Here is a 25,072-nt window from a genome sequence, read left to right on the forward strand (position 1 = left end):
TGCCCGTGTGCGCTCAACTGACCCGACGGTGGCGGGGGATGCCGCCCGCGGGGGTGTCGCGCAACAGCCAGACCGGGTTGGACAGCGCGACCGGCGTCGCCGAGCCGGCCGGGCGCACCTCGACCCGCACGAACGTCGGCGCACCCGTGTCGACCTTCAGGTCCACGTATCCCCGCTTGAACTCCGTGGCGGGGAGGTCCTGGAAGGTCGTTCCCGGCTCGGGAACGCCCGGTCCGGCCAGGTCGACGGTCCCCCGCACCACTCGCACGGTGCTGCCGGCGGGAAGCCTGTCGGCCAGGACGCGCACGTTGCGCGTCCGCGCCCGCGACACGGTGACCGACCCCATCGGGGCCTGGCCGTCGACGAGCAGGCCGAGCGTTCCGGTGAACACGGCGGGATTGCCGAAGAACACGTTGCCTGACGACAGCGACGGCAGAAGGTGGTCCAGCTCGCGGCTCTTCGAGTAGGCCCAGGTGACGAAGTTGGCCTGCTGACCGAACCAGTCCTGGCCCGAGTGGTCGTCGCTGACCCCGGTGCCGGTCAGGAAAAGCCCGTTGCGCGAGCAGACGTCCCAGACCTGCGCGTGGTGGTCAAGGTCGACGCCGCCGCGGCTGGGGTAGCCGACCTCAAGGATGTCCGCGCCCATCGCCTTGTCGGTCACGATCGACGCGGCGACCGAGGCCCGCATCGTGTCCTGCTGCGCGACCGGCAGCACGGCCGGGTTCGACGTGCCGAAGGGATGGTTGTACGAGGCCAGTCCGCCCGCCGCATGGATCATGTCGATGGCCGCGATCGCGGCGTCCGGGTTCGGGTCCGCCGTCGGCGTCGGCTGGGCGAACGTCGGCATGGTGATCCGTGGTCCGTACCAGTTGAAGTGGGTCGGCTTGAGCAGCGACACCTCCATGGCCTGGTGCTGCCGGACCGCCGGGAAGCGGTGGGCGTAGCCGCGCATCAGTTCGGCCTGCTTCTTCAGCACGGCGTTGGCGCTGCGCGGGGGCCGGGTGATCCGCAGCAGGTCGAACCAGCCCTCGGCGTTGCGCCCGCGGGTGCTGACCGCGCTGAGCGTCAGGTTGGACATCGCGGCGTCGGCCGCCTCGATGTCCGGCCAGAGCCGCGCCAGGTCCTCCTCGGGCCGCATCTCGACGGTGTTCCACCGACCCTGGTGGGCCGGGACGTGCACGGTCCCGGTGATGCCGTCGCGGGTGCGCGACCGGCTCCGCGTGCCGTCGATGATGTACGTGAGCGTGTACTGGCCGGCCGGACGGCCGTGGGTGGCGGGCCGCCAACTCGTCGTCACCGTCAGCGTCAGGTAGCTGTCCGGGGACACCACCGCGGGAAAGACGTCGACGGTGATCTTCTGGTCGTACACGGACCGCTGGTCCACGGTGTTGGCTGCCGAGCCCTTGACCCCGACCGACGCGGCGTCGCGACCCGAGGACAGCGCGGCGAGGTGCAGCGAGCCGGGCACGGCCTCGTCGCCGGGAGACGACATGGCGGGGTCCCAGGCCACCTGGGACGTGGCGAGCGTTCCGGCGGACTGCGTGGCCCAGGTCCACACCACCTTGTTCACGGTCTCGGTCGGGCCGGTCATATGGATCACATCGGGGTAGCCGTGCTCGGCCATCCGGAAGTCGTGCTCGGTCCAGAAGAGAACGTCGATGCCGGTCTTCGTGGCCTGGTCGAGATGCCCCTCCATGCTTCCTGGTCCCTCGCTCCAGGACGCGTGGATGTGCATCGCCATCGACACGGTGTCGGGGCGCTGTCCGTCGTGGTGTGCTTCCGCCGCGTGGGCGGCCGGCTGTGGGCCGAGGGCCAGCCGTCCCGCACTGAGCGCCGTGATCGCGGCCGCTGACTTCAGCACGCCGCGCCTTGACTGCTTCACGTGTTGTAGTCCAAATGCTCGAAATTTCGAGGTGGCACCTCCATGGCTAGACCTGGAACACCAATGGCAGACGGCCGGAACGTGGCAGGTTCGCGAACGTAACCGACCGTAGTGATGATCGACTCAGTAGACCGCGACCCAGCCTGCCATGCGCTCACCGAACATTGCGACAAATCTATGCAAAGGCAGCCGTGAGCCGTCAAACGCCGGCCAATCCGGCGCAACAGTCTCGAAGCTGGCTTCTCCCAAATCCAGCCCCGCCTGGTAAATCCGCCAGGCCGCAGGCCGGTCCGTCGCCGTCAATGGTCGGATCTGTGCCTCCATGACCACCGAGCGTATCCGGACAAAGGGTGTGACTGGTTGTCGCCGGCGAGTGACGATGCGCACCCTGACCCTTCGGTTGTCCCCGATGACGGGTAGCCGGTGGCAATCTTGAATGTGCGCCATGAACGGAGAGGGGGTCCGGATGGCCACGATGGGTTCCGTTACGCGGGTCGAGAGGCTTCCGCACGTAGACAACCTGCGCGCCGTGATGGTCGCGTGGATCATCGGTGGGCACGCGCTGCTGGGCTACTCGGCCATCGGGGGTTGGCCGTACGACGAAGTCCAGGAGACCACGTTCCATCCGAAATCCGAGCTCGCCATGGCCGTCGTCGTCGGACCGACGGGCCTTTTCGTGATCGGCACCTTCTTCTTCATCGCCGGCCTGTTCGCACCCGCGGCGATGGCCCGCAAAGGTCCCGGCAAGTTCGTCAGTGAGCGGCTGGTGCGCCTCGGCGTGCCCTTTCTGCTCTTCGCCCTGCTGGTCTGGCCCCTGTTCATGTGGTTCGCCTACCTCGCGGCCGGCTACCAGGTCTCGTTCTGGTGGGAGTTCACCCACCGGCACCCGTTCCTCGACTCCGGGCCGCTCTGGTTCGCCGAGATCCTGCTCTACGTCTCGCTCGCGTACGCCGCGCTGGTCTGGGCCAGGGACCGCGCCCGGGCCGACGGCCGCGCGGACGACTCCGACGAAGGCCCCACGACCCTCGGTGGCCGCCAGCTCGTGACGCTGGTCGCCATGGTCGCGCTCGCCTCGTTCCTGATCCGGCTCTGGTTCCCGGCGCAGAGCAAGCAGGTCCTCGACCTGCACGTCTGGCAGTGGCCGCAGTGTGTGGCCATGTTCGGCCTGGGCGTCGCGGCGGCCCGGTTCGGCTGGGCCAAGCGCGTCCCGGAACGACTACGGCGCGGCTGCGGCGTCGCGGTGATCATCACGGTGGTGGCCCTGCCGCTCTACGCGTGGACCGTCGGCATCAGCGACCTCGCCAACGACGCCGGCCCCTACCAGGGCGGCTGGCACTGGCAGGCGCTGCTGCTCGCGACCGTCGAGGCGGTCCTGGTCGTCGCTGGCTCGGTCTGGGTGCTCGGCCTGGCCCAGGACCGCCTGCAGGGCGTCACCCAACTCTGGCGCCGGTGCGCCCGAGGCTCGTTCGCCGCCTTCGTCCTCCAGGCACCGGTCCTGCTCACCCTGGCGATCATGCTGCGCCCGTTCGACCTGCCGGCCGAGGCAAAGGCGATCGCGGTCGCCGGCATCGGCATCCCGGTCTGCTTCTGGCTCGCCTGGAAACTGATCGAACGCACTCCCGTGGGCCGCTACCTCTGATGCCCGTCCCGATCGACAAGGTCGCGTGGATCCTGCTGGCCAACGGCACAATCCTCTGTTCGCGCAACCACGGTCGGGACCTGTTCTACCTGCCCGGCGGCCGACGGGAAGCGGGCGAGAGCGACCTGCGGACGCTGGTCCGGGAGGTCCGCGAGGAGCTCGGCGTCACCATCGTGGCCGGCACTCAGGCGCGGCTGGGCACCTTCGAGGCCGAGGCGCACGGGCAGGCGCCCGGCACTCAGGTCAGGATGACCTGCTACACCGCCGACCACCACGGCACGCCGCATCCCGACCACGAGATCGCCGAGATGGCCTGGCTCGGCTACGCCGACCGCGACCGGGTCTCGGCCGTCGACCGCCTCGTCTTCGACCACCTGCACGCGGCGGGTCGCCTGCCCTGACGAACCCTCACCCCGGGTCGGGAGTGCAGACCGTCAGGAACGACTTCTTGTTCTCGCGTCGCACGTCCGACGCGTCCATCCAGCCGCGCTCGCCGAACAGGTAGCTTCCGGACGGGTGCTCGGCGGACTCGCTCAGCACCCGGGGAACGTCGACTCTGGCGCCGAACGCCTTCGGGCCGTCGACGGCGAAGTTGAGGGAGTCCGCCTTGGTCCAGTCGTAGTCCGCCGGCAGCGGTTTCTGCACCTGGAGAGGTCCGTCGGACGATCCGCCGGGAGTGCTCAGCAGGTCCATGCGCTCGAGCTCGACTCCAGGCTTGGGCGCGGTCCACACCTGCTCCGTGCTCTGCTGGGTGCCGGAGTCGAAGATCAGCGTTAGGCGGATGACGCCGTCGCACGGGGTGCCCGTCCACAGTTTCAGGACGCCGTCGTCGACGCGGAACCCGGCCGCCACCGGCAACGACGGCGCGAACTGCGCCTTCGTGTCGCACGCCGCGGTCACCGTCGCCACGAGTAGCGCAGCGCAGGCGACGCGCAGCCATCTAGCGATATCCACCATCGGAAAGTCCCGCGTCTTCCTCGGTCTCGTTGCCGCCGGTGACCTGCTCCCACCCGTACGAGGCGAGGAAGCCCGTGTAGCCCTCGTGCGCCCATTGTTGGGAGTGGCGCTCCTCGTGGTGCAGCAGTCGGTCCATGTCGAGATCACCACGGTATGCGCCGCCGTCGCCTTCGTACCAGGCGTGCCCGGACGTCGCCACCTCGCGGAGCTGTTGCGCCGGGTCTTTCGGGCCGTCGATGTTCAGCATGAACGTGTCGCCCCACGTCGTTCCGCCACGCTGGCTGAACTGGTCCTGGATGAGGTTCCCGCCCAGGCCCATCATCATGCCGTTCGGGGTGGTCACCAACCGTCCACCGTTGTCGTGCACGAAACCCACGTCTTTGTCGTAGCTCCAGGAGTTCTCCTGTTGCCGGTCGGTGATGCGCCGCAGTTCCTCGGATCCGTACGGGGTCGGCGCGAAGTCGGTCGGGTCGCCTTCGGTGCCGTAGTCGGTGCCCGCGTTGAGGAGGTAGGTCATCCGCACCGCTTTGGCCGCGTCGTCCCCGCCGATGTCGGCCGGCATCAGGAAGTACGACTTGAAGATCCCGTCGCGGTCCTCGTCCTCGCGGATCTCTTCCATCCCGTCGAGGATCGTGAAGTCCTCCGGCGTGATGTGGTGTTCGGCGGCGATCTTCGTGATCGTGTCGATCGACACGCCCCGGCGCACGGCGTTCTCGAGCCACTGTCGGTAGTGGCCGGACGCGGGCGGGCCGGTCAGCAGCCCGGCGTCGCGCAGCGCCTGCTCCAGCTCGGACACCTGGGCGTCGAGCTCCCCGCCCTTGCGGGCGTCCGCCAGGGTGGTCGCCTCGTGGTCGCTGATCTTGCGGTCCTGCGCGAGTCGCATCACCGCGGCGAGTGCGGCGTCGATGGTGTTCGCCGTGGCGAGGATCGCCTTGGTCTCCTGCTCGAGCTGCCGCCTAATGGTGGCGCGGTGCCGCTGGGCCTCGGCGCGTTCTTCGGCCTCGATCCGCGACGTCGGCGGGGGTTCCGCCGGCGCGGTGTCCACGATCGCGCCGTCGGCACCGATGCGGAACTGGTAGCTGTCAGCAAGAGAGTCGTTGTTGGCGACCCGGCTCCGCAGGACGGTCACGTCGTCCGACGCGGTCTTCAGCGCTCGCTCGACGGCGGACAGCTCCGCGACCAGGATCTCGGCGTTGTTCCGCGTCACTCCCAGCGAGTTGCGGGCGCCCTCACCCGCGGCGCCGCGCCAATCGGGCAGTGTCCTGGCCTCGTCGAGCTCGTCCTGCAGCCCGACGAGTTTGTCCCGCCGGCCACGCAGCTCGGTGGCCGACTTGTCGAGCGCTCCAGCGTCCCACTTGCGGACGTCGTCGTAGCCGACAGTCATCCCCCGAAAGCCCTCTTCGCGACGTCCTCATTCTCGGCATAGGCGTTCGCGGACGACGCGACCGATGCGCTCCACTGGTCGATCTCGCCTGCCCAACCATCCGCGCGCTCATTGAACGTCGACGCCAGCGCGGGCGCTCTCGTTGCCGCGACGCCACCTGGCAACGCTGTCGCGATCGCATCCAGGCCGGTACCCGGGTCCACCGCCCTGGCCTGCTCCGCGGCGGATCCCGCCGCCTTGGCCGCATTCCTCAGCTGACCGATCTGAACCTCGAATCCGCTCACAGTCCGCGACCGCCTCCTTCTGCGTCGGTCATCATCCGGGACGGCACTAAAAGTTCGCAAGAGCGCGGCGTGAGGTGATGTCGAGCTTGCGGAAGATTTTGCGTAGGTGATAGTCCACTGTGCTCGGGCTGATGAACAGTTGTGCCGCCACCTCGCGGTTGGACGCGCCGTTCGAGACCCGGTGCGCGATGTCACGCTCCTGGCTGGTCAGGCAGCAGCTCTGTGCGAAGCGGTTGGTCGTGTCGTGGCAGGCCAGCGTGTGGCGCAGTTCACGCCGGGATGCGACGCCCAGCCTGCGGAACACTCCGCGCAGGTGGTGTTTGACGGTATGGGTGCTGATGACCAGGTGCGTCGCGACCTCGACGTTGGTGGAGCCGGCCGCCACGAGCAGGGCGATCTGCTCCTGTCGTGGGGTCAGCACCGCACGGGGAAGGGTTCGGGCAGGCTCTGCTGCGGCGCAGTGCATGGTGCTCCTCGGGCGAGGGTTCGGGGTCTCGACGACCATCCGATCGCGCCGCGGTGCACGACGAGTGCAGAGTGAGTGCTCGCCCTACGTGCCGCTCATCAGGCTCAGCCGGGCCCGGACATACGCCACCATGTCGCGGTATCCCTCGGCGTTCTCGATGCCGGAGACCTCGATGAGTTCGCGGAAGCCGTTGTCCGCGATCAGGCTCTCGAACCGCTGGCAGCCCCGTTCCGCGCGAACCTGGTCGCCCAGGTCGAATGCGGCCCGCGCGAGGATCGCCGCGATGGCACACCGGGGAGCGTTCGACTCAGAGACACCTTCCGTCAATCCCCACTCCGACACCTCCACCGCGCGTTCGAGGCGGCCGAGTTTCCAGGAGGACTCGGCGATGAGCTGCGCGTAGTAGATCTTCAGGTGATCGAGGTGCTTGGCCACTGCGATGGCCAGCCCTTCGTCCGCGACCCGGGTGCCGGCCTCGAACCGATCGGACCCCAGGCGCGCGCGCGTGAGTGTCAGCAGCGAAACGGCGATCAGCTCCGGGCGCCCCGTCTGCCGGGCAAGACCCACCGAGCGTTCGCCGTACGCGTTGGCGGCGTCGAGGTCGCCACGCGACAACGAGAGCACGGCGAGGTTTCGCAGGACGTCGGCCTGTCCGGCGAGCTCTCCGGCGCCTTCGAAGATGGCCAAGGCTCGACGTAGATATTCGTCGGCCTGTGGCAGCGGGGCGAAGACCTCACCGACGGTGCGCAGGAGCTCGGCCTCCATCAGCGGCTCGCCGAGCACGCCGACCAGGTCGAGGATCGCGAGTACGGTCTGCGTCCGGCCCGCGGGTATGGAGTTGCTGCCCGGTGCGGAGGCGGCGAGGACCATGGCCGCCGCGTCGCGCCGCAGGCCGTGTGCGAGGGCCAGATCGATCGTCGCCCACAGCGCCGTCCGTTCCCGCGCGTACCAGGCGGCAGCCTGTGGCACGCTGTCGAACGATTCAGGCGTCACCCCCGACGGCGGTGCGTCGACGGTGCCGACCGGCTGCCGGTGATGCCTCGCGTAGGCGGCGCGGGCAGAGTGCAGGTAATGCACGATGAGTCGCCGCTCACACTCCGGTCGTTCCTGAGCCTCGTCGAGAAGCTCACCCGCGTAGGCCCGCAACAGGTCGTGCAGCACGTACCGCCCGGGCTGCGACTCGTTGAGCAGATTCGCGGTCACCAGTTCTGTGAGTCGTTTGCGCGCCGGTAGGCGACCGACTCCAGCGACGCTGGCCGCCGACTCCAGCGAGATCGCTGGACCCGGATGGGCGGCGAGGGCACGAAACACCTGCGTCGTCGATGGATCGAGGGCACGGTACGACCACGAGAACACCGACCGGACATCGTCGGACGAGTCCACGCTGGACAAAGCGTCGAGTCTGGCGGACGGCGCAGAGACGTCGCTGACGACCGCGCTCAACGGCAGGGCCGGATTGAGGGCCACGCGGGCCGCGACGATCGCCAGGGCGAGCGGCAGCCCGGCACAGAGCGTGATGACCTTGTCCAACGCGTCCGGGTCCATGGCGGCGCGGCGGCTGCCGAGGCGATTGATCAGAAGCTGCCGGGACTCGGCCTCGGTCAGCCGATCGACGTGCAGGTACCGTGCGCCCTCCCGGGTGACCAGGCTCGTCATCCGGTTGCGGCTCGTCACGATGACCAGACAGCCCTGGGAGGCTGGCAGCAGCGGGCGGACCTGATCGGAGTCGCGCGCGTTGTCCAGGAGAATCAGGACGCGACGACCGGCGAGGCGACTGCGGTAACGGGCCGCCTGGGAGTCGACGTTCTCGTGCGGTGACGAGACCGCCGGCTCGCCCAGTGACGCGAGCAGGGTGGCGAGCGCGTCCTGCGACGACATGACGCGTCCGTCCGGATCCAGGCCTCGCAGGTTCAGGAACAGTTGGCCATCGGGGAACTTGTTGGCGATCTGGTGGGCCCAGTGCACGGCGAGGGCGGTCTTGCCGATGCCACCCATGCCGCCGAGCGCGGTGATCACGATGGTCGCATCGCTGAACGCGTCGGACAGTTGGTCGTCGAGCACGGCGACCACGTCGTTTCGTCGGACGAAGCCCGCGACCGGCGGTGGAAGCTGCGCGGGCCGGGGAGCGTCCGGTGGCCGCGGCTCGTCCTGCGGGGTCCAGCCGCTGGCGAGCAGTTCCCGATACGCCTCCCGCAGTTCCGGCCCGGGGTCCACCCCGAGTTCCTCGGCGAGACGTTGACGGGTCCGCTCGAAGACCCGCACCCCTTCCGCCCGGTGACCGGTGGCCACGTACGCGCGCATCAGGCACGCCTGTAGCGCCTCGTCCAGCGGCGCTGCGGCGGCGACGCTCAGCAGTGGGGTCAATACGGTGCCGGCCATGCCGTGGGCGATCGCGGCTTCGCTGGCCGCGAGCGCGACCGCGAGGCGCTCCCGTTCGACGGCGACGAACTCCGGCGAGCTCAACGCACTGCTCGGAAGGTCGGTGAACGCAGGGCTGCGACCAAGCTCCAGAGCGGTCAGGTACGCCCGTACGCCGGCCATGACGTCCCCGCCGGTGAGCGCCTCGCGGGCCCGCCGGACCAGCTCGCGATACATGGCCAGATCGGAGTCCTCGGTGGCGAGCGTCAGCCGGTAGCCCGTACCGGCCGGTAGGAGGTAGCGACCGGTTCCGCGGACGTCCAGGTCCGGTTCGAAGATCCGCCGGATGTGCCCGACGTGCCGATGGATCTGGTTGGCGGCGCTGGCCGGCGGTTGTTCGTCCCACAGGCCGTCGATGATGGTGTCGAGGCTGACCGCGTCGCCCCCGGCGGCGAGGAGCTTGGCCAGGATGATCCGCTGGCGAACCGGGCCGAGATCGACCACCGCGCCGTCCCGCCGGCAGCCAAGACCGCCGAAGACCTTGAACTCGCAGTGGGACCGCGGCTCCTCCGGAAGTCTGCGGTCGGGCCTTTTCACCATTGACATCCTAGTGACGGAACGTAAGCGGCTTCGCATTTCGGCACAGCCTGCGGCCTGCCCCGGGGTCCCCGCATCCCCCATTTCTCGTTGTCCGCCCGGTCGCCCGCCGACACTGTCGCGCGGCTAACACTGTCGCCCGGCTAACACGGGGACTACGTGACTCGGGTGATTCAGGGGACGAAGCCAAATCCGTACCTTCGGCGAGGTTCCAGAGGGGAACGCAAGCCCAAGGAGTGCGCATGCCTCATGTCACCGTTGGCTCAGAGGGAGCCAGCCCGATCGAGATCTACTACGAAGATCACGGCACCGGTACGCCGGTGGTACTCAGCCATGGCTACCCACTCAGCGGGCGAGCGTGGGAGAAGCAGGTCTCGGCACTGGTCGCGGCCGGCTATCGCGTCATCGCGTACGACCGGCGGGGTTGGGGCAATTCCAGCCAGCCCTCCAGCGGATACGACTACGACACGTTCGCCGGCGATCTGAACGTGCTGCTCACGAAGCTGGACGTACGCGACGCCATCCTCGTGGGTCACTCGATGGGAACCGGCGACGTTGCCCGGTACCTGGGTCGCTATGGCTCCGAGCGGGTCGCGAAGGCCGTGCTGATGTCGCCGATCCCGCCGTTCCTGCTGAAGACGGAGGACAACCCCGAAGGCGCACCGCAGTCGTTGTTCGACGAGTTCATCCAGGCCGCGAAGGCGGACCGGTACGTGTGGCTCAAGCAGTTCCTGGAGAACTTCTACAACTTCGACGTCTACGGCGGGTCGCTGGTCAGCGACGAGGCGTTCCGGGCGAGCTGGAACGTGGCCGTGGCCGGATCTCCCCTCGCCGCGGTGGCCTGCATCCCTACCTGGCTCACCGACTTCCGCCAGGACCTGTCCAAGATCGACGTGCCGGTACTCGTGATCCAGGGCGACCAGGACCGTGTCCTGCCCATCGGGGTGACCGGCCAGCGGCTGTCCGCCTTCATCGGGGACACGCGTCTGCTCGTCATCGAGGGCGGGCCGCACGCCATCGCCTGGACCCACACCGACCAGGTCAACGACGCCCTGCTCGACTTCTTTCAGGAGTGAAAGGAAACACCGTGAAATTGTTCTCCCGGCGTCGCCTCGTCTACCTAGGCGTGGCCATCGGCGCCCTCACCCTGGGCGGTGTCGGCATCGGCACCGCGCAGGCCTCGACGAGCCACTCCCAACCCGCATCGGCCAAACCGACCGTCGTGCTCGTGCACGGTGCCTGGGCGGACGGCTCCAGTTGGGACAAGGTGACGGCCAAGCTCCAGCACGACGGCTGCCGAGTGGTCGCGCCGCCGAACCCGCTGACGGGTGTGGACAAGGACGCCAAGGTTCTCCGCGCGTACCTGAGCACCATCACCGGACCGATCGTCCTCGTCGGGCACTCGTACGGCGGCATGGTCATCACGAACGCCGCTCTGGGCAACAAGCAGGTCAAGGCCCTGGTGTACGTCGACGCGTACATCCCGGACAAGGACGACACCGTGAAGTCGCTGACCGGGGCCGTGCCGGGCTCGGTCTTCGCGGCCGATCCGTCCACCCTCTTCGACTTCGTCGCGATCCCCGATGACGCGACCGCTGCCAACCTCTACGTGAAGCCTTCGGTCTTCGGCAAGGCGTTCGCCGACAAGGGCATCTCCGCCAAGGACGTGGCGGTGCTGATCGCACGGCAGCGCCCGCTGGCGTCGAACGCCCTGGACGAGGCGGCCGGCGAGCCGGCCTGGCGCACCATTCCCTCGTGGTCCGTGGTCGGCAAGCAGGACGCCATCATCCCCGCGGCAGAGCAGATCGCGATGTCCAAGCGGGCCAAGGCTCAGACCGTCGAGATCAACGCTCCTCACCTGTCCCTGGTCACCGACCCGGGCGCGGTCACCAAGCAGATCGAGGCGGCCGCCAAGGCGACCGACTGACGCTCCCACCCACCGGCCGTGGCATCGCTCACCGCGGTGCCACGGCCGGCCTGTCGGCCCTTTCGACCTTTCGCAAGGGGCATTGATGCCCCGCTTGGTGTCAGATGGCAAGCTCGTGTCCCGTGACCGATGATCTAGCGATGCACCACCCGCACGGCCTGCTCATGTCGATACGTCAGGCGCCGGCCTGGAAGGTCGACGGCCTCGTGGAGGCTCGCCCATGAGGGCGGTCATCGTCGCGGCCGCGGTCGCGTTCCTCATCTCCCTGTTCGGCACGCCGGTAGCGATTCGCGTCTTCACCGCGCTCAAGGCCGGCCAGCCGATCCGATCCATCGGGCTCGCCAGCAACCAGGGCAAGAAGGGCACCCCGACGATGGGCGGCGTCGCGTTCATCGTGGCGACCGTCTTCGCGTACGTCGCCGGGCACCTTGCCCTGACCACCCTGCCCGAACGGCAGATCGCGCAGGAGGGGCCGACCATGACGGCCCTGGTCCTGCTCGGGCTGTTCGTCTTCTGCGGCGTGGTCGGCTTCTTCGACGACTTCCTCAAGGTGCGCCGCCGCAACTCCGACGGGCTGTCAGCCAAGGGCAAGCTGCTCGGCCAGGCGCTCGTCGCCGGCGGATTCGGCATCGCCGCGCTGTACGTGGCGAGCTCCAACGGCCAGACCGTGGCCAGCGAGCACATCTCGCTCTTCCGCGACATCAGCTGGCTGGACGTCGGCAAGGTCGGCTCGGTGCTCGTGTTCGTCTTCGTGATCACGGCGATGTCGAACGGCGTGAACCTCACCGACGGCCTCGACGGCCTGGCCACGGGCGCGTCGACCCTGGTGCTCGGTGCGTACGCGGTGATCGGCTACTGGCAGTACCGGCACTGGTGCGCCGACGAGACGTACGCCCGCGTGAACGAGTACTGCTACCAGGTCCGGGATCCGCTGGAGATCTCCATGATCGCGGCGGCGGGGGCCGCGGCCTGCCTCGGTTTCCTGTGGTGGAACACGTCCCCGGCCCGGATCTTCATGGGTGACGTGGGCGCGCTAGGGCTCGGCGGCCTGATCGGCGGGCTCGCGGTGGCAACCCGCACCACGCTGCTCTCGATCATCATCGGCGGGCTCTTCGTCCTCATCACGACGACCTGGGTGATCCAGATCGTCTCGTTCCGTACCACCGGCAGACGCGTCTTTCGGATGGTGCCGTTGCACCACCATTTCGAGCTGGGCGGCTGGAGCGAGATCAACATCGTGATCCGCTTCTGGATCGTGGCCGGCGTCTGCGTGGCGATCGGCCTGGGCCTGTTCTACTCGGACTACTTGACGGTCGCTGGATAAGGCCGGGCGCTTCCACGCCTGGAGCCAGTTGACGCCCGCACGGTACGCATCGACGCGAACCACCACCAGCCTCCCGGAATGTGCGTTCAGTGACGGGTCGATCACTCGTTCACATATGTTGTGGTCGACACCAACCGATAGCAACCGCTACATAGGAGGCTTTCGTTGAATGGGACCCACTCGACGTTAGGGGTGCGCGGCGCCAGCCCGTGGTGGCGCCACCTGCTCCAAACGATCACCGTAGCGACAGTGGTAGCACTTTCCGTCACCTCCGCGGGCGCCGCCTCGGCCGCCAGCGACGGCCCCGGCCCCGGTCATCAGCCGAAGCCCAAGCCGACAATCGTGCTCGTGCACGGCGCCTGGGCCGACGGCTCCTCGTGGAACGGCGTCACCTCGCGGCTGCTCGATGCGGGCTACGACGTCCGCGTCCCCCCGAACCCGCTGCGCAGCGTGAAGACCGACTCGGAGACCATCGCCGACTTCCTGTCGACGATTCCAGGACCCATCATCCTGGCCGGACACTCGTACGGCGGAGCGGTCATCACCAACGCCGCCCTGGGCAACGACAACGTCAAGGCACTGGTGTTCGTCGACGCGTTCGCACCGGCGCAGGGCGAGACGGTCTTCCAGCTCTCCGGACCCGACTCCGCACTCTCCGGTGATCCCGCCGAGACCTTCGACGCCGTCCCGTACCCGAACTCGCCGCCCGGCGACGTCGACCTCTACCTCAAGAAGGACGTCTTCCTGGAGTCCTTCGCCAACCTCGTGCCGGCCCCGACGGCGAACATCCTCTACACCATCCAGCGTCCGTTCGCGGAAAGCGCCGGCGCGGAGGGCTCGGGCCCGCCCGCCTGGGAGGACATCCCGTCCTGGTGGGTACTCGGCACCCAGGACAAGGTCATCCCGCCGGCACAGCAGCGGATGATGGCCACCCGCGCCAACTCCAAGCTCACCGAGGTTCGCGCCGGCCACCTGTCCCTGGTCAGCCGCCCGGACGTCGTAGCCGACGTCATCCTCGACGCCGCACACTGCACCACCTGATCTCACCGCACTGATCGCTGACGCCGATCATGGGGTTGTCGCCGGTTCCACACGGCACAACCTCATGATCGGCGCAGTGTTTTGGGCAGCAGACGGACCACCAGGCGGCGACCGTACACGGAGGATTTCCGATCTTCGCACCTGTGGTCCGGGTGGGTGGCACGATCAAACGGGTGAGTGATGCCATCGACCTGGACCGGCACGTGTACGGCGATCCCGGCGCGGCGATCACCGTCATCGAGTACGGCGACTTCGAGTGCCCGTACTGCGGTGCCGCGTTTCCCGTGCTGCGCAAGCTGATCGACGGCTCCGACGGCCGGGTCCGCCTCGTCTTCCGGCACTTCCCCGTTTTCTCCAAGCACCCGTACGCGCTCACCGCGGCATTGGCCGCCGAGGCGTCCGGTGAGCACTTCTGGCCCATGCACGACCAGCTCTTCAAGCACCAGGCCCGACTGACCGATCCGGACCTGGCGGCGTACGCGGCCGAGGCGGGTGTGGACGACCCGGAGTCCGTGGTCGGCGAGGCGGCGCAGCGGTTCAGGCCGGCGATCGAGCGCGACTACGCGGCCGCGGTGTCCGACAGCGTGCGCGGCACACCCACCCTGTTCGTCGACGGCCGGCTCTACACCGGACGGGTGGAGCTCAGCGCGCTGCGGAGCACGCTCGGGCTCGGCCGGTAGGGACCGGGTGAGCACCGCTTCCCTGCCGCCCCGGCCGGGGCCGCGGAACCGGCTTTCGAGCGCGCTGCCCCTGGTGCCGCAACCGGTCACCCGGTTCCTCGTCACCGAGGCCGGCAGTGGCTTCCTGTTGCTCGCCGCCGCGATCGCCGCGCTGGTCTGGGCCAACGTGCCGGGCGGCTCGTACGAGTGGGTCTGGGAGACCACCGCCTCGATCCAGCTCGGCGACTACGGGATCACGTTGGACCTGCAGCACTGGATCAACGACGCGGCCATGGCGATCTTCTTCCTCACCGTCGGTCTGGAGATCAACCGCGAGGTCACCGTCGGCGAGCTGCGCCGCAGGCGGTACGTCATGGCGCCGATCTTCGGTGCCGCCGGCGGTGTCATCGTCCCGGCGCTGATCTTCTACGGGTTCAACGCGGGGACACCGGCCGAGCACGGCTGGGGCATCCCCATCTCCACCGACACCGCGTTCCTGCTCGGCATCCTGGCCCTGTTCGGACCGCGCTGTCCGGACCAGCTCCGGCTCTTCTTCCTGACCCTGGCGATCGTCGACGACATCGTGGCGATCCTGGTGCTGGCCATCTTCTACACGCCAGAGCTGTCGATGGTGCCGCTGATCGTGGCGATCGTGCTGACCGCCGTCCTGTTCGGCCTGCGCTGGGCGGGCGTCTGGCAGCTCCGGTGGTACGGGCTGGTCGGCATCGCCCTCTGGTTCGCGATCTACGAGTCCGGCCTGCACGGAACCCTGGCCGGCGTCATCCTCGGCCTGCTGGTCCCGGCCACGCCGACCGACCCGCGCCTGCTGGAGTTCCTGCGGTTCTACGGCCGCGGGCTGATCGAGCGGGCGGACGCGCAACGGGCCCGGCTCACGGTGCAGGCCGCGCGGGCCACCGTGCCCGCCAACGACCGGATGCAGGACGTGCTGCACCCCTTCAGCGCGTACGTCATCGTGCCGGTCTTCGCCCTGGCCAACGCCGGCGTCGTGCTCAACGCGGAGAGCCTGTCCCGGGCTGCCCGGTCGCCGGTGACGATCGGCATCCTGGTCGCGCTGGTGGTCGGCAAGACCGTCGGCATCTCGCTCGGCACGGCGATCGCGCTCTGGACGAAGCTCGGCGAGCTGCCCGGGAGGGTGCGCTACGGCCACCTGATCGGCGGTGCGGCCCTGGCCGGGATCGGCTTCACGATCAGCCTGTTCATCGCCGGCCTGGCGTACGACGACCCGGTGTTGAACGCCGACGCGAAGATCGGCGTGCTGGTCGGCTCGGTGCTCGCGGCCGTGATCGGCTCGCTGGCCCTGCGCTACCTGGGCGAGCGGTTGCCGCTGTGCATGGTGGAGGACGACGAGGCCGTGCCCGCCCTGCCCACCGGCCCGTGGACCGATCCCACGCGCCCGTAGTGCGATTGGAAGGGACCCTTGTTATGCGGAAAGCGATTGAAGGGGTCCCTTCCAATCGCCTCAGCCGAAGCGGCGCCAGACGCTGCGGCGGTTGCGGCCCGGTGCGGAGCGGTCCAGCCGGCGCAGCGTCGACGGTAGGTCGACCCGGCGGTCAGGGGTGACGTCGTGCAGGGTCAGCACCAGGCCCTGGACCGCCGGGTGGTTGCGCAGGTCGCGGCAGTTGACCTCGACCTGGATCCAGGAGCCGTCGGAGCGGCGCAGGGTCCACTCGGTGTTGACGCCGCTGCCGTCCAGGGCGGAGCGGGCCCGGTCGAGGGTGTTCTCCACCTGGCCGTGGTCGTCGCGGTGGACGATGTCGCGCCAGGTCGACAGGATCGGCACCGAGACCTTGAGCATGTCGGCCATGGACGGGCTGGCGTAGCGGATCCACTCGTCGGCGTCGAGCAGGATCACCACGTCGGCGGTGCGCTCGCTGACCGCGCTCAGGTAGGCGTCGCGCTCGCGCCGGCTGGTCTCCACCGTGTGGCCGACCCGGCGCAGTGCCAGCGCCGCCTGGCTGGCCAGCACCTCGAGGGTGTCCTGGAGGCCGGCGAGCACGGCGTGGTCGCCGGCGATCGCGACGGCGCTGATCGGCGAACGGTGCCGGCCGGGCTGCTCGGCGGCCAGCGAGGCGACCAGGGTGGCCGGCAGCCCGGCCAACGGGGCGCGCAGGTCGGGGTGCAGCAGCCGGGTGGCGCTCAGCCGGCTGCGCCGGCCGCCGGCCGTCGCGGGCGGCTGGTGGTCGAGCAGCACCAGCGGGCGCCAGGCCATCGCGTCGGCGGCCTCGACCCGGCCGAAGACCGGGCCGGCCGGGACGGGTGCCTTGCCGGTGGCCCTGGCCTGCCCGGCCGCCAGGCGCCGGTCGATCGCCGGTCGCAGGTCGGCGGTCTCCTCGCTCGCCTTGAGCCGGCGTGCCCGGCCGTCGGACCCGTTGACGGACGGCCAGGAGCTGGGTAGTCGCGGCGGACCCGCGGCCACACCGGACAGCGGCAGCGTCTCGCCGTCGTCCGCGTCGTCCGGCGCGACCGTGCTGACGAAGATGACCCGGTGCGGATGGCCCCGCGGCAGCAGCCGGTCGATGCCGGCGACCAGGGTCGCGGCCACCGCCTCGGCGTCGGAGGCGGCCACGAGCTCGCCGCAGGCGTGCCGGAGCAGCCGTTCCCGCTCGACCGCGCGGCGCTGGGCGGTCAGTGCGTCGTTGAGCCGGGTCGCCACCAGCACGGTCATCAGCGCCGAGCCGATCGCCACCACCGTGACCACGCCGACGTCGTCGCGGACGTCGCCGACCAGCAGCAGGCCCGGGCCGGTCAGCGCGATCAGCAGCACCGGCAGCACGCCCAGCCCGCGCCCGGAGTCGATCCGCGGCTCGACCGGCAGGGTCAGCCGCGCCATCGACGGCGGCAGCGCCGCGGCACCCCAGGCGGCGTAGCAGACCAGGTAGCCGAGCTCCCAGTAGCGGGCGCCGGGCACGCCGGCGCCCACCTCCGCCATCGCTTCGAGCGTGTCGGCGGCGAGCAGGCCGACCGCGCCGGTCGCGAGCAGCACGGCGGAGACGTTGCGGGCGCGGGTGGCCACGACCAGCGCGGCGGTGACCACGAGGACCACGATCGAGCCGAGCACGTGTGCGGCGGCCAGCGAGCGGTCGTAGACCGGCCAGGTCGACGCGCCGGAGAACGGGCTGGTGGTCACCGTCCAGCCGATCAGGCCGGCGGCGACCACCAGGGACAGCAGGTCGACCATGGTGGACCGGTCCCGCAGGGCGGCGCTCGTCCGGGTCAGGCCCAGCAGCGCGTACGCCAGCAGCGGGAACAGCGTCAGGTAACAGATCTCGGCGACCACCAGCCAGGCGCCGCCCTGGTCGGAGCCGTGGCTGCTGAGGTCGTAGGCGACGTCGCCGGCCCCGAGGGCGGCCACGGCGGCGGCGAGCAGGATCCACGGCGTGCGGCGGGCCGGCTGGTGTGCCCGGATGCCGAACAGGATGCCGGCGGCGGCGATGGCACCGGCGGTGCCCCACAGCACGCCCGCGATGCCGGGGAACACGATGATCCCGACGCCCAGCACGACCGTCACGGCAGCGGCGAGCGCCAGCGCTCGTCTCGCCATGGCGACTCCGATCCGGGGCGGCGTCGAGAGGGGGGACAACGTCGTGGTGGCACGGACACACCATCTTCACCTGTGTATGCGCTGTGCGGAAGGGGGCCAACTCCGGCGCTAGCCGACGCGTTTCACCGGTGGCAGGGCGTACGTACCCTGCAGGATCTCGGATCGTGGCTGGTAGAGGCGCATGATCGGCCGGAAGGCGCCGGGCGGGGCCGGCAACCAGTTGGCCGTATCGCCGTCCTCGGGAGCCGAACGACCCACCCGGAGAGTGAATGATCCGTCGGGTTCGCGGCGCAGTCCGGGGGTACGGTCACCGATCGAATAGCGGTCGAGCGGGTTCGGTGCCAGGTAGTAGTCCGGCATGTCGTACATGGTCAGTGACCAGAACGCGTCCACCGGCGGCGGCGCCGGGAAGTGGATCTCGTACGCGTGCGCACCGTTCAGCGGCGCGCCGTCGGCGTCGACGTAGACGGGCGCGTACACCGCCTCATAGCCGTGGTTGCCCCAGAGCCCGACCCGCGCCGCGACCGCCCGTGCCAGGTAGCCGCGCGTCCGGTCGGTCATCTTCCACTGTGGGGAATCCACGGTGCCGGGGCCGAGGAAGTCGACGTTGTAGTCGAACGCGTGCGGCGCGAGGTGCCAGCCGTTGACGGTGCGCGCCGTTCGGGACGCCTCCTCGATCCGCGTGCGGCCCTGCGCGGCGCCCTCGGTCAGGGCCTCGGCGAGGTCGGCGGGCGGGTCCGCGTACGGCGGGTCCCGGTCCAGCAGCCCGATCGGCCGGAACCGCTCCTGGTAGGCCCGGTCCGGCACGGCCGGCGGGAAGGCGGCGAGCCAGCACCGCAGGTGCTCGAAGAAGAGCAGGTCGGTGGGTACGCCGGTGGCGGCGACCGGGGGCAGCGGCGCCCGCTCCGAGGGGGTGAACGCGTTGAGCCGCAGGCCCTTCTGCAGGCGCTCCACGCGGGGCAGGTCGGCGGGTCCGGCGCAGGCCAGCCGCCCGATGATCGAGACCACCGTGGTCGAGGCCGGGATCAGGGTGGTGTCGTCGGGCACCTCGCCCGACCAGCCGCGCGGGGCGATCAGGAAGCTGGCGGCCTTCGTGCCGGACGCGCGCCGGCCCACGTACGCGATGTTGTTGGTCCAGGCGTCGACGACCTGGAGCACGTAGTAGGCGCCGTCGGTGTCGGGCACCGCCAGCCGCACCGGGCCGCCGCCGACGTCGACCTGGCCGATCGAGTAGACGGTGTCGTTGTTGACGCTGACGAAAGTGTCGTCCGGGCCGGCCAGCCGATGGGCGTGGCCGAAGGCGTTGAACCGCGTGGCCGGCACCGCGGCCAGCCCTTCGCGGGTGAACCGGCTGACCTCGGACAGGCTCGCGACCAGCGGGTACCCGTACACGTAGGCATCAGCGGCCAGCCCGGCACGGTCCATACCTGCGAGGCTAATGCCGGCCGAGACCTGGTTCATGCCGTTTAGGCGGCCTCCGACCGGTGCTGTGCGGTCACAGGGGCGCCGACCGTGGCGCGACGCTCGACCAGGCGCAGCCGGGGCGGGGCCGTGGCGGGTTCGGGGTCGAAGGACGCCGTCCAACGCCTGGTGCCGCGAGCGGGCGGCTCGCCAGGGTCCAGGGCCGGGCGGGACAGCGCCAGGGTGATCAACCAACCGGCGATCAGGAAGCCGTGGCTGGCCAGCCGGCCCGGCTCCACCCGGCCGGCGATGATGTCGTTGGCGGACAGCAGGGTGAGCACGCCGACGAACGCGGTCAGCGTGGGCAGCATCCCGGTCGGCCGGGTCCGGTGCAGGGCGACGAAGGCGAAACCGGCCCCGATGGCCAGGTTCCAGGCCGCCGACTCGTGCCAGAGGTGCCCGGAGCCGAGCGCCGCGTCGTGCGCGTGGTCGTCCCGGCCGAGACCGGCGACCTGGGCGGCGCCGAGCAGGAACTGGACAGCGCCGATCGCCGCGAGGCCGAGCCGCAGCCCGATCGCCAGCCGTGGCCGCCCGCGCTGGGGCTGGGACTGGGGATTGGGCTGGGGCTTTGGCTTGGACTTGGGCGCTGCGGACACCAGGTCGACCTCGATGGGCTTCGCCTGCGGCACGGGTGCCGTGCGGGCCAGGCGGGTCACCACGGCGGCGGCGTCGAGCCAGGCCGCGCAGTGCTTGCAGCCGGCCAGGTGCAGTTCGGTCAGCTCGCGCTCGCCCGGCGCGTCTTCGCCGTCGAGCCGTGCCGACAGCATTTCCCGGATCCGCTCACACTCCACAACTCCATAGTCGCGCGAAAGCCGCGTTCAGTTCCCACCAGATTTGCCTCTGACCGCGGGGTGACCGGGGTAAACCGGACAAGCTAGCCTTGCCGGCATGCGCCTACCCGGACCGCAGCGCAGCCCCCGCGCCGGCGAGCCCGCCACCGACCTCGACGAGGTCACCGGTTGGGCCCTGGCGGCGAAGGCCGGCGACCGCGCCGCGGCCCACGCCTTCGTCGAGGCGACCCAGCACCAGCTCCGGCGCTTCGTGGCGCACCTGGTCGGCCCGGGCGAGGCCGACGACCTGACCCAGGAGATCTACCTGCGGGCGATGCGAGCCCTGCCGGCGTTCGACGCCCGGTCCACGGCCCGCACGTGGCTGCTGGCGATCGCCCGGCGAGCCTGCGCGGACCACATCCGGTACGTCTCGCGCCGCCCCCGACTGGCCGCCCTCGACGACTGGCAGCCGGTCGCGGAGGCCGAGCTCGCGCGTGATCATGGTGGCGCGGGGTTCGAGGCGGGGTTCGCGCTGACCGACCTGATCGAAGCCCTCGACCCGGAGCGCCGCGAGGCGTTCGTCGCGACCCAGATCGCCGGCCTTAGCTATGCCGAGGCGGCCGAGGTGTGCGGCTGCCCGGTCGGCACGATCCGCTCCCGGGTGGCCCGGGCCCGCGCGGACCTGGTGGCCGCGATGGCCGACCGCGAAGGCCACCGCCTCCGCTCCACCTCTTGATCCAGTAGCGAGCAACGTACTGCGGTACGAGAAGCCGACGGCGCGCCGATGGCATGATCATGTGTGATCCGCGGTGATCATGGTCGGGCTGGTTGCGACATGATGGCCCCATGTCGGATGAGCTGAGGCTGTTCGCGGACTACTACCAGATCCACGTGTTCGACGAGGGATCCACATCCGACCTCGGAGAGGCCTGGACCGACGACACCGACATGCTCGCGGTGGCCGAGGACGCCGTCGCGGTCGGGACCGTTGTCAATGTGTGGGTGCGGGTCGCCGTAGAGGTGTTGGAGCGGTCTCCGGTGGACGACAGCGCCGACTTCGACGACGTTGCCGAGGCCAGCATCGAGGTGCGTTCCGGGCGCCTCATCGTGATGGGCTGCACAGACTACGAGCCCGAAGCGACCCGCTTCCCGGTGCCGCCGGGATGGCTGCGGGTCCGCGTGGCGAAGTCGAACCTGGAGGTCGCGCGGCGGCTCGACCTCGACTCCGACGATGACCCCGCCACCATGGAACGGCTGCGGATCCAGGTCTGGCCCATGGCGGCGGTGCCGGTCGTCGTGGTCAAGCGGTGGTCCCAGGCGGGCTAGAAGCCCTCGGGCAGGTGCGGGACGTAGTTCTCTTCCAGCAGCGCGAGCTCGTCGTCCGTCAGCTCGAGGTCCAGGGCGGCCACCGCGTCGGTCAGGTGGTGGTCCTTGGTGACGCCGACGATCGGGGCCGTGATCGCGTCCTTCGACAGGGCCCAGGCCAGCGCCACGGCCGCGCGGGTGGTGTCGCGTTTCGCGGCTACCGTGCCGACCGCCTCCACGATGGCGCGGTCCGAGTCCACCGACTGGCCGTACAGGGTCGAGCCGAAGCGGTCCGTGCGGCCGCGTTCGGTCGTCGCCGCCCACTCTCGGGTCAGCTTGCCCCGGGCCAGCGGGCTCCACGGGATCACGCCGACGCCGGAGTCGAGGCAGTACGGGAGCATCTCCCGCTCCTCCTCGCGCATCAGCAGGTTGTACTGGTTCTGCATGGACACGAAGCGGGTCCACCCGCCGAGGTCGGCGGCGTGCTGCATCGACGCGAACTGCCAGGTCCACATGGACGACGCGCCGAGGTAGCGGACCTTGCCCGCGCGGACCAGGTCGTGCAGCGCCTCCATCGTTTCCTCGACCGGGGTTTCCGGGTCGAAACGGTGGATCTGATAGAGGTCGATGTAGTCGGTGCGCAGGCGGCGCAGGCTGGCGTCGACCTGGGTCATGATGGCGCCCCGGGACAGGCCCGCGCCGTTCGGACCGGAAGCCATCCTGCCGTTCACCTTGGTCGCGATGACGACCTCGTCGCGGCGGGCGAGGTCGCCCAGCAACTCGCCGACGATCTCCTCGCTGGAGCCGTACGCGTACACGTTGGCCGTGTCGAAGGTGGTGATGCCGGCTTCGAGGGCCTGGCGGATCAGCGGCCGGGTCGCGTCGAGGCCGAGGCTCCACGAGTGGTGGCCGCGGTCGGGGTCGCCGAAGCCCATGCAGCCCAGCACGACCTTCGAGACGACGAGGCCGGACGAGCCCAGGCGGGTGTATTCCATGGCGACGCTCCGTTCACACCGAGGGGTTCGATGCGGAGGGTACGCGGCACAACGCGGAACGCCCGCGCGGCACTGAGGTCGCGCGGGCGTTCGTCACATGCTCAGTGAACCGGCACGTAGTCCGAGTCTGACTTGCCGGACTCATCAGCGGTCAGCGGCTGGCCGACCGTACGCCCGATGCCCTCGTAGACGTCGGGACGCGACGACTTGAGGATCAGGCCCCAGATGACGCCGATGAGAGCCGCGACGGCGATCAGGCCTGGCAGCAGGTAGCGCAGGTACGACGGGTTGGTCGGCGCGAGCAGGCTGTTGAAGTTGACCACGAGGGTCACCAGCAGCGCACCGAGCAGGATCGTCGCCGCGAGCGGAGCGACGGTGCCCTGCCAGAGCGACTCGTCGGCCCGGCGAACGCGGAAGTAGCCGACCACCGCGGCCGAGGTGGAGGCCATGAGCAGCACGACGCCGACCGCCGAGACGCCCGACAGCCAGGTGAACAGGTCGAGCAGCGGGTCCTTGCCGGCGGCGATGAAGCCGACCAGCACGACGATCGCGATGACGGTCTGGGTCAGCGAGCCGGCGATGGGAGCCATCGTGCGGCGGCTGGTGCGGCCGAGGAACTGCGGCAGCACGCGCTCACGGCCGAGCGCGAACAGGTAACGCGCCACTCCATTGTGGAACGAGAGCAGGGCGGCGAACACGCTGGTGAAGAACAGCACGACGGCGATGTCGGCGACCGTGTTGTTGGTGTGCTCGGCCAGCGTGCCGAACACGACACCCGGGCCGGCCTCGGTGGCGGCCTGCTGCACGTTGTCCGGGCCGACGGCCACGGTCATCGCCCACGCCGAGATGGCGTAGAAGATGCCCGTGAAGAGCACGGCGAGGAAGGTGGCCCGGGCGACCGTGTGGCGCGGGTCCTTGACCTCTTCGCTGTAGATGGCGCCGGACTCGAAGCCGGTGAACGCCGCGATGCCCAGTGCGAACACCGCGCCGACGCCGCCGGCGAACAGGTTGCCGAAGTCCCAGCCGGCCATCGAGACGCTGCCACCGGCCGGGTTGCCCAGGCCGACGATGTCGAACACCGCGGTGGCGATGATCTCGAGAACCAGCAGCACGGCGAGGACGCTCGCGTTGAGGTCGACGCGGAGCATGCCGAGGATGCCGATGAGGACCCAGGCCATCAGCGCCCAGACCCACCACTTCGCGGTGACGTCGAACTTGGTCGTCATGAAGTCGGCGAAGATGTAGCCGAACAGGCCGTACAGGCCGACCTGGATCGCGTTGTACGCGGTCAGCGCGACGAACGAGCCGCCGACGCCCGCGGGGCGGCCGATGCCCTGCGCGATGTAGGAGTAGAACGCACCGGCGTTGGCGACGTGGCGGCTCATCGCCGCGTAGCCCACGGCGAAGATGCCCAGGATCACGGCGAGCACCAGGAAGGACAGCGGCACGCCCTTGGAGCCGGTGACGGCGAACGTGGTCGTGACGCCGCCGCCGAGCACGGTCAGCGGCGCGGACGCCGCCACAACAAAGAAGAACAGGTGTACTACGCCAAGGCGTCGCCTGGCGAGAGTTCCTGCGAGCTGTTCGGACACGGAGGGGTTCCTCGATTCAGAGGGTCTTTGATCGGTTTCGCGACGCCCGATCGTACGACCACCCCGGTTTCCACTCAAGACTGTGGAGGGTGCTTATCGAAGGATCACAACAGTTGAATGCTGTTCAAGATCGGCGTACAGTTTGCCCCGCACAAAATCGGCGCCCCTTCCCGCTGCCGGTGATCCCATCGACTCTTCGACACACCGCCTGAGGTTATGAGCGATTTAGGGCTTGCCGACGAACTTTTCATGGTCGGACACAACGAATACACCGGCAAGACCGTCATCAACGACGAGATGTTGGATGCCGGCCTAGCCGGTGCCGCTCTCGCGGAATTGATCCTTCAGAGACGCGTGACCGTCGTCGCCGGCAAAGTGGCCGTCGACGACCCCCGCCCATGGGGAGACCCGGTCACCGATGTCGTGCTGCGCGAGATCCACAGCAGAGGGAGCGAGTTCGTTCCCCGCGCCTGGATCGAGCACCTGCGCGGCAACGTCGGTGAGGTGGTCGCACAGCGTGTCGTCGCCGCGGGGATGATCCGTCGCGACGAGCAGCGTTCTGGTTTGTCCAGAAAGCTTACTGTGCGTTACCCCGCGGTCAACGCACTGACGGCGACCCGTCCGCTCGTGCGACTCTCCTACTACCTACAGCGACCGGCCCAGATCGACGCGCAGACGGCCACGCTGGCCGCTCTGGTCAAGGCGACTGGCCTCGAACAACGCATCATGCTCGAGTGGACGCGGCAGGAGGTCACCGACGCCATCACGGCGATCGTGGTCCGGCTGCCCGCTCCGCTGCGTGACACCATCCAAGGGGTGGAAGGCGCGGTCGCCGCCATGGCGGTCATCACTAGGCGTTAAATTAAGAA

Annotated in this window: 23 protein-coding genes; 11 read left to right on the forward strand and 12 right to left on the reverse strand. The window is 69.6% G+C overall.

The features are described 5' to 3' along the window. Positions 1-13 precede the first annotated feature (13 nt). Together BLV39_RS30735 and BLV39_RS42560 are read right to left on the reverse strand one after the other, a co-directional pair. Complete coding sequence (locus BLV39_RS30735) at positions 14-1,882, reverse strand: CehA/McbA family metallohydrolase domain-containing protein (RefSeq protein ID WP_143049958.1); 1,869 nt, start codon at positions 1,880-1,882, stop codon at positions 14-16. Positions 1,883-2,005: 123 nt separating this feature from the next. Beyond that, the gene (locus BLV39_RS42560) at positions 2,006-2,206 is read right to left on the reverse strand and encodes a GNAT family N-acetyltransferase (protein WP_143049959.1); all 201 of its coding nucleotides are present in this window, start codon (positions 2,204-2,206) and stop codon (positions 2,006-2,008) included. A gap of 121 nt (positions 2,207-2,327) precedes the next feature. Between BLV39_RS42560 and BLV39_RS30740 the strand changes: the two genes are divergently transcribed. After that, a complete protein-coding gene (locus BLV39_RS30740) occupies positions 2,328-3,521 on the forward strand; it encodes an acyltransferase family protein (RefSeq protein ID WP_176985154.1) in 1,194 nt (397 codons plus the stop codon). After that, complete coding sequence (locus tag BLV39_RS30745; protein WP_090800132.1) at positions 3,521-3,922, forward strand: NUDIX hydrolase; 402 nt, start codon at positions 3,521-3,523, stop codon at positions 3,920-3,922. Before BLV39_RS30740 ends, BLV39_RS30745 begins: the two co-directional genes overlap by 1 nt. Before the next feature lie 7 nt (positions 3,923-3,929). Here BLV39_RS30745 and BLV39_RS30750 read toward each other — a convergent pair whose 3' ends face one another. The 5 genes from BLV39_RS30750 to BLV39_RS30770 form a co-directional block, all read right to left on the reverse strand. Beyond that, complete coding sequence (locus BLV39_RS30750) at positions 3,930-4,478, reverse strand: hypothetical protein (protein ID WP_090800133.1); 549 nt, start codon at positions 4,476-4,478, stop codon at positions 3,930-3,932. Then, positions 4,462-5,862 carry a hypothetical protein gene (locus BLV39_RS30755; protein WP_090800134.1) on the reverse strand — a complete coding sequence of 467 codons (1,401 nt, stop codon included), beginning with the start codon at positions 5,860-5,862 and terminating at the stop codon, positions 4,462-4,464. Before BLV39_RS30755 ends, BLV39_RS30750 begins: the two co-directional genes overlap by 17 nt. Continuing rightward, entirely contained in the window at positions 5,859-6,146 is a 288-nt protein-coding gene (locus BLV39_RS30760; RefSeq protein WP_090800135.1) for a hypothetical protein, read from the reverse strand. The genes BLV39_RS30755 and BLV39_RS30760 overlap by 4 nt, the downstream gene beginning before the upstream one ends. Before the next feature lie 46 nt (positions 6,147-6,192). Next, the gene (locus BLV39_RS30765; protein WP_244895847.1) at positions 6,193-6,612 is read right to left on the reverse strand and encodes a response regulator transcription factor; all 420 of its coding nucleotides are present in this window, start codon (positions 6,610-6,612) and stop codon (positions 6,193-6,195) included. 84 nt (positions 6,613-6,696) lie between these two features. After that, positions 6,697-9,567 carry an AfsR/SARP family transcriptional regulator gene (locus tag BLV39_RS30770; RefSeq protein WP_176985155.1) on the reverse strand — a complete coding sequence of 957 codons (2,871 nt, stop codon included), beginning with the start codon at positions 9,565-9,567 and terminating at the stop codon, positions 6,697-6,699. Between the two features lie 242 nt (positions 9,568-9,809). Between BLV39_RS30770 and BLV39_RS30775 the strand changes: the two genes are divergently transcribed. From BLV39_RS30775 to nhaA, 6 genes are all read left to right on the forward strand, one after another. After that, positions 9,810-10,643, forward strand: a complete 834-nt coding sequence (locus BLV39_RS30775; protein ID WP_090800137.1) for an alpha/beta fold hydrolase — start codon at positions 9,810-9,812, stop codon at positions 10,641-10,643. Positions 10,644-10,654: 11 nt separating this feature from the next. Then, on the forward strand, positions 10,655-11,494 hold the full coding sequence (locus tag BLV39_RS30780) for an alpha/beta fold hydrolase (protein WP_176985156.1): 840 nt from the start codon (positions 10,655-10,657) through the stop codon (positions 11,492-11,494). 220 nt (positions 11,495-11,714) lie between these two features. After that, positions 11,715-12,818 (forward strand): phospho-N-acetylmuramoyl-pentapeptide-transferase, encoded by a 1,104-nt coding sequence (gene mraY, locus BLV39_RS30785; RefSeq protein WP_090800138.1) that lies wholly within the window; start codon positions 11,715-11,717, stop codon positions 12,816-12,818. Positions 12,819-13,067: 249 nt separating this feature from the next. Next, on the forward strand, positions 13,068-13,859 hold the full coding sequence (locus BLV39_RS30790) for an alpha/beta fold hydrolase (RefSeq protein ID WP_239083860.1): 792 nt from the start codon (positions 13,068-13,070) through the stop codon (positions 13,857-13,859). A 173-nt stretch (positions 13,860-14,032) separates the two neighbouring features. Next, a complete protein-coding gene (locus BLV39_RS30795) occupies positions 14,033-14,539 on the forward strand; it encodes a DsbA family protein (protein WP_090800848.1) in 507 nt (168 codons plus the stop codon). A 7-nt stretch (positions 14,540-14,546) separates the two neighbouring features. Then, positions 14,547-15,938, forward strand: coding sequence for a Na+/H+ antiporter NhaA (gene nhaA / locus BLV39_RS30800; RefSeq protein ID WP_090800140.1), 1,392 nt, complete (start codon positions 14,547-14,549; stop codon positions 15,936-15,938). Between the two features lie 60 nt (positions 15,939-15,998). Here the strand turns inward: nhaA and BLV39_RS30805 are convergent, their stop codons facing one another. The 3 genes from BLV39_RS30805 to BLV39_RS30815 form a co-directional block, all read right to left on the reverse strand. Continuing rightward, positions 15,999-18,080 (reverse strand): PAS domain-containing protein, encoded by a 2,082-nt coding sequence (locus BLV39_RS30805; RefSeq protein ID WP_090800141.1) that lies wholly within the window; start codon positions 18,078-18,080, stop codon positions 15,999-16,001. A 108-nt stretch (positions 18,081-18,188) separates the two neighbouring features. Beyond that, a complete protein-coding gene (locus BLV39_RS30810; RefSeq protein WP_090800142.1) occupies positions 18,189-19,505 on the reverse strand; it encodes a DUF1254 domain-containing protein in 1,317 nt (438 codons plus the stop codon). A gap of 41 nt (positions 19,506-19,546) precedes the next feature. Then, complete coding sequence (locus BLV39_RS30815) at positions 19,547-20,332, reverse strand: zf-HC2 domain-containing protein (RefSeq protein ID WP_275414280.1); 786 nt, start codon at positions 20,330-20,332, stop codon at positions 19,547-19,549. A 97-nt stretch (positions 20,333-20,429) separates the two neighbouring features. Here BLV39_RS30815 and BLV39_RS30820 point away from each other — a divergent pair, with 97 nt between their 5' ends. Together BLV39_RS30820 and BLV39_RS30825 are read left to right on the forward strand one after the other, a co-directional pair. After that, complete coding sequence (locus BLV39_RS30820) at positions 20,430-21,047, forward strand: sigma-70 family RNA polymerase sigma factor (RefSeq protein ID WP_090800144.1); 618 nt, start codon at positions 20,430-20,432, stop codon at positions 21,045-21,047. 110 nt (positions 21,048-21,157) lie between these two features. After that, the gene (locus tag BLV39_RS30825) at positions 21,158-21,637 is read left to right on the forward strand and encodes a hypothetical protein (protein ID WP_090800145.1); all 480 of its coding nucleotides are present in this window, start codon (positions 21,158-21,160) and stop codon (positions 21,635-21,637) included. Here BLV39_RS30825 and BLV39_RS30830 read toward each other — a convergent pair. Beyond that, complete coding sequence (locus BLV39_RS30830) at positions 21,634-22,611, reverse strand: aldo/keto reductase (RefSeq protein WP_090800146.1); 978 nt, start codon at positions 22,609-22,611, stop codon at positions 21,634-21,636. The two genes, BLV39_RS30825 and BLV39_RS30830, sit on opposite strands and share 4 nt — an antisense overlap. A 101-nt stretch (positions 22,612-22,712) precedes the next feature. Beyond that, positions 22,713-24,203 (reverse strand): APC family permease, encoded by a 1,491-nt coding sequence (locus BLV39_RS30835; protein ID WP_090800147.1) that lies wholly within the window; start codon positions 24,201-24,203, stop codon positions 22,713-22,715. A 216-nt stretch (positions 24,204-24,419) separates the two neighbouring features. On the opposite strand from BLV39_RS30835, the gene BLV39_RS30840 reads away from it, so the two are divergent. Beyond that, a complete protein-coding gene (locus BLV39_RS30840) occupies positions 24,420-25,064 on the forward strand; it encodes a GOLPH3/VPS74 family protein (protein WP_090800148.1) in 645 nt (214 codons plus the stop codon). Positions 25,065-25,072: the final 8 nt, after the last annotated feature.

The sequence above is a fragment of the Asanoa ishikariensis genome, assembly GCF_900107455.1.
Lineage (GTDB): Bacteria > Actinomycetota > Actinomycetes > Mycobacteriales > Micromonosporaceae > Asanoa > Asanoa ishikariensis.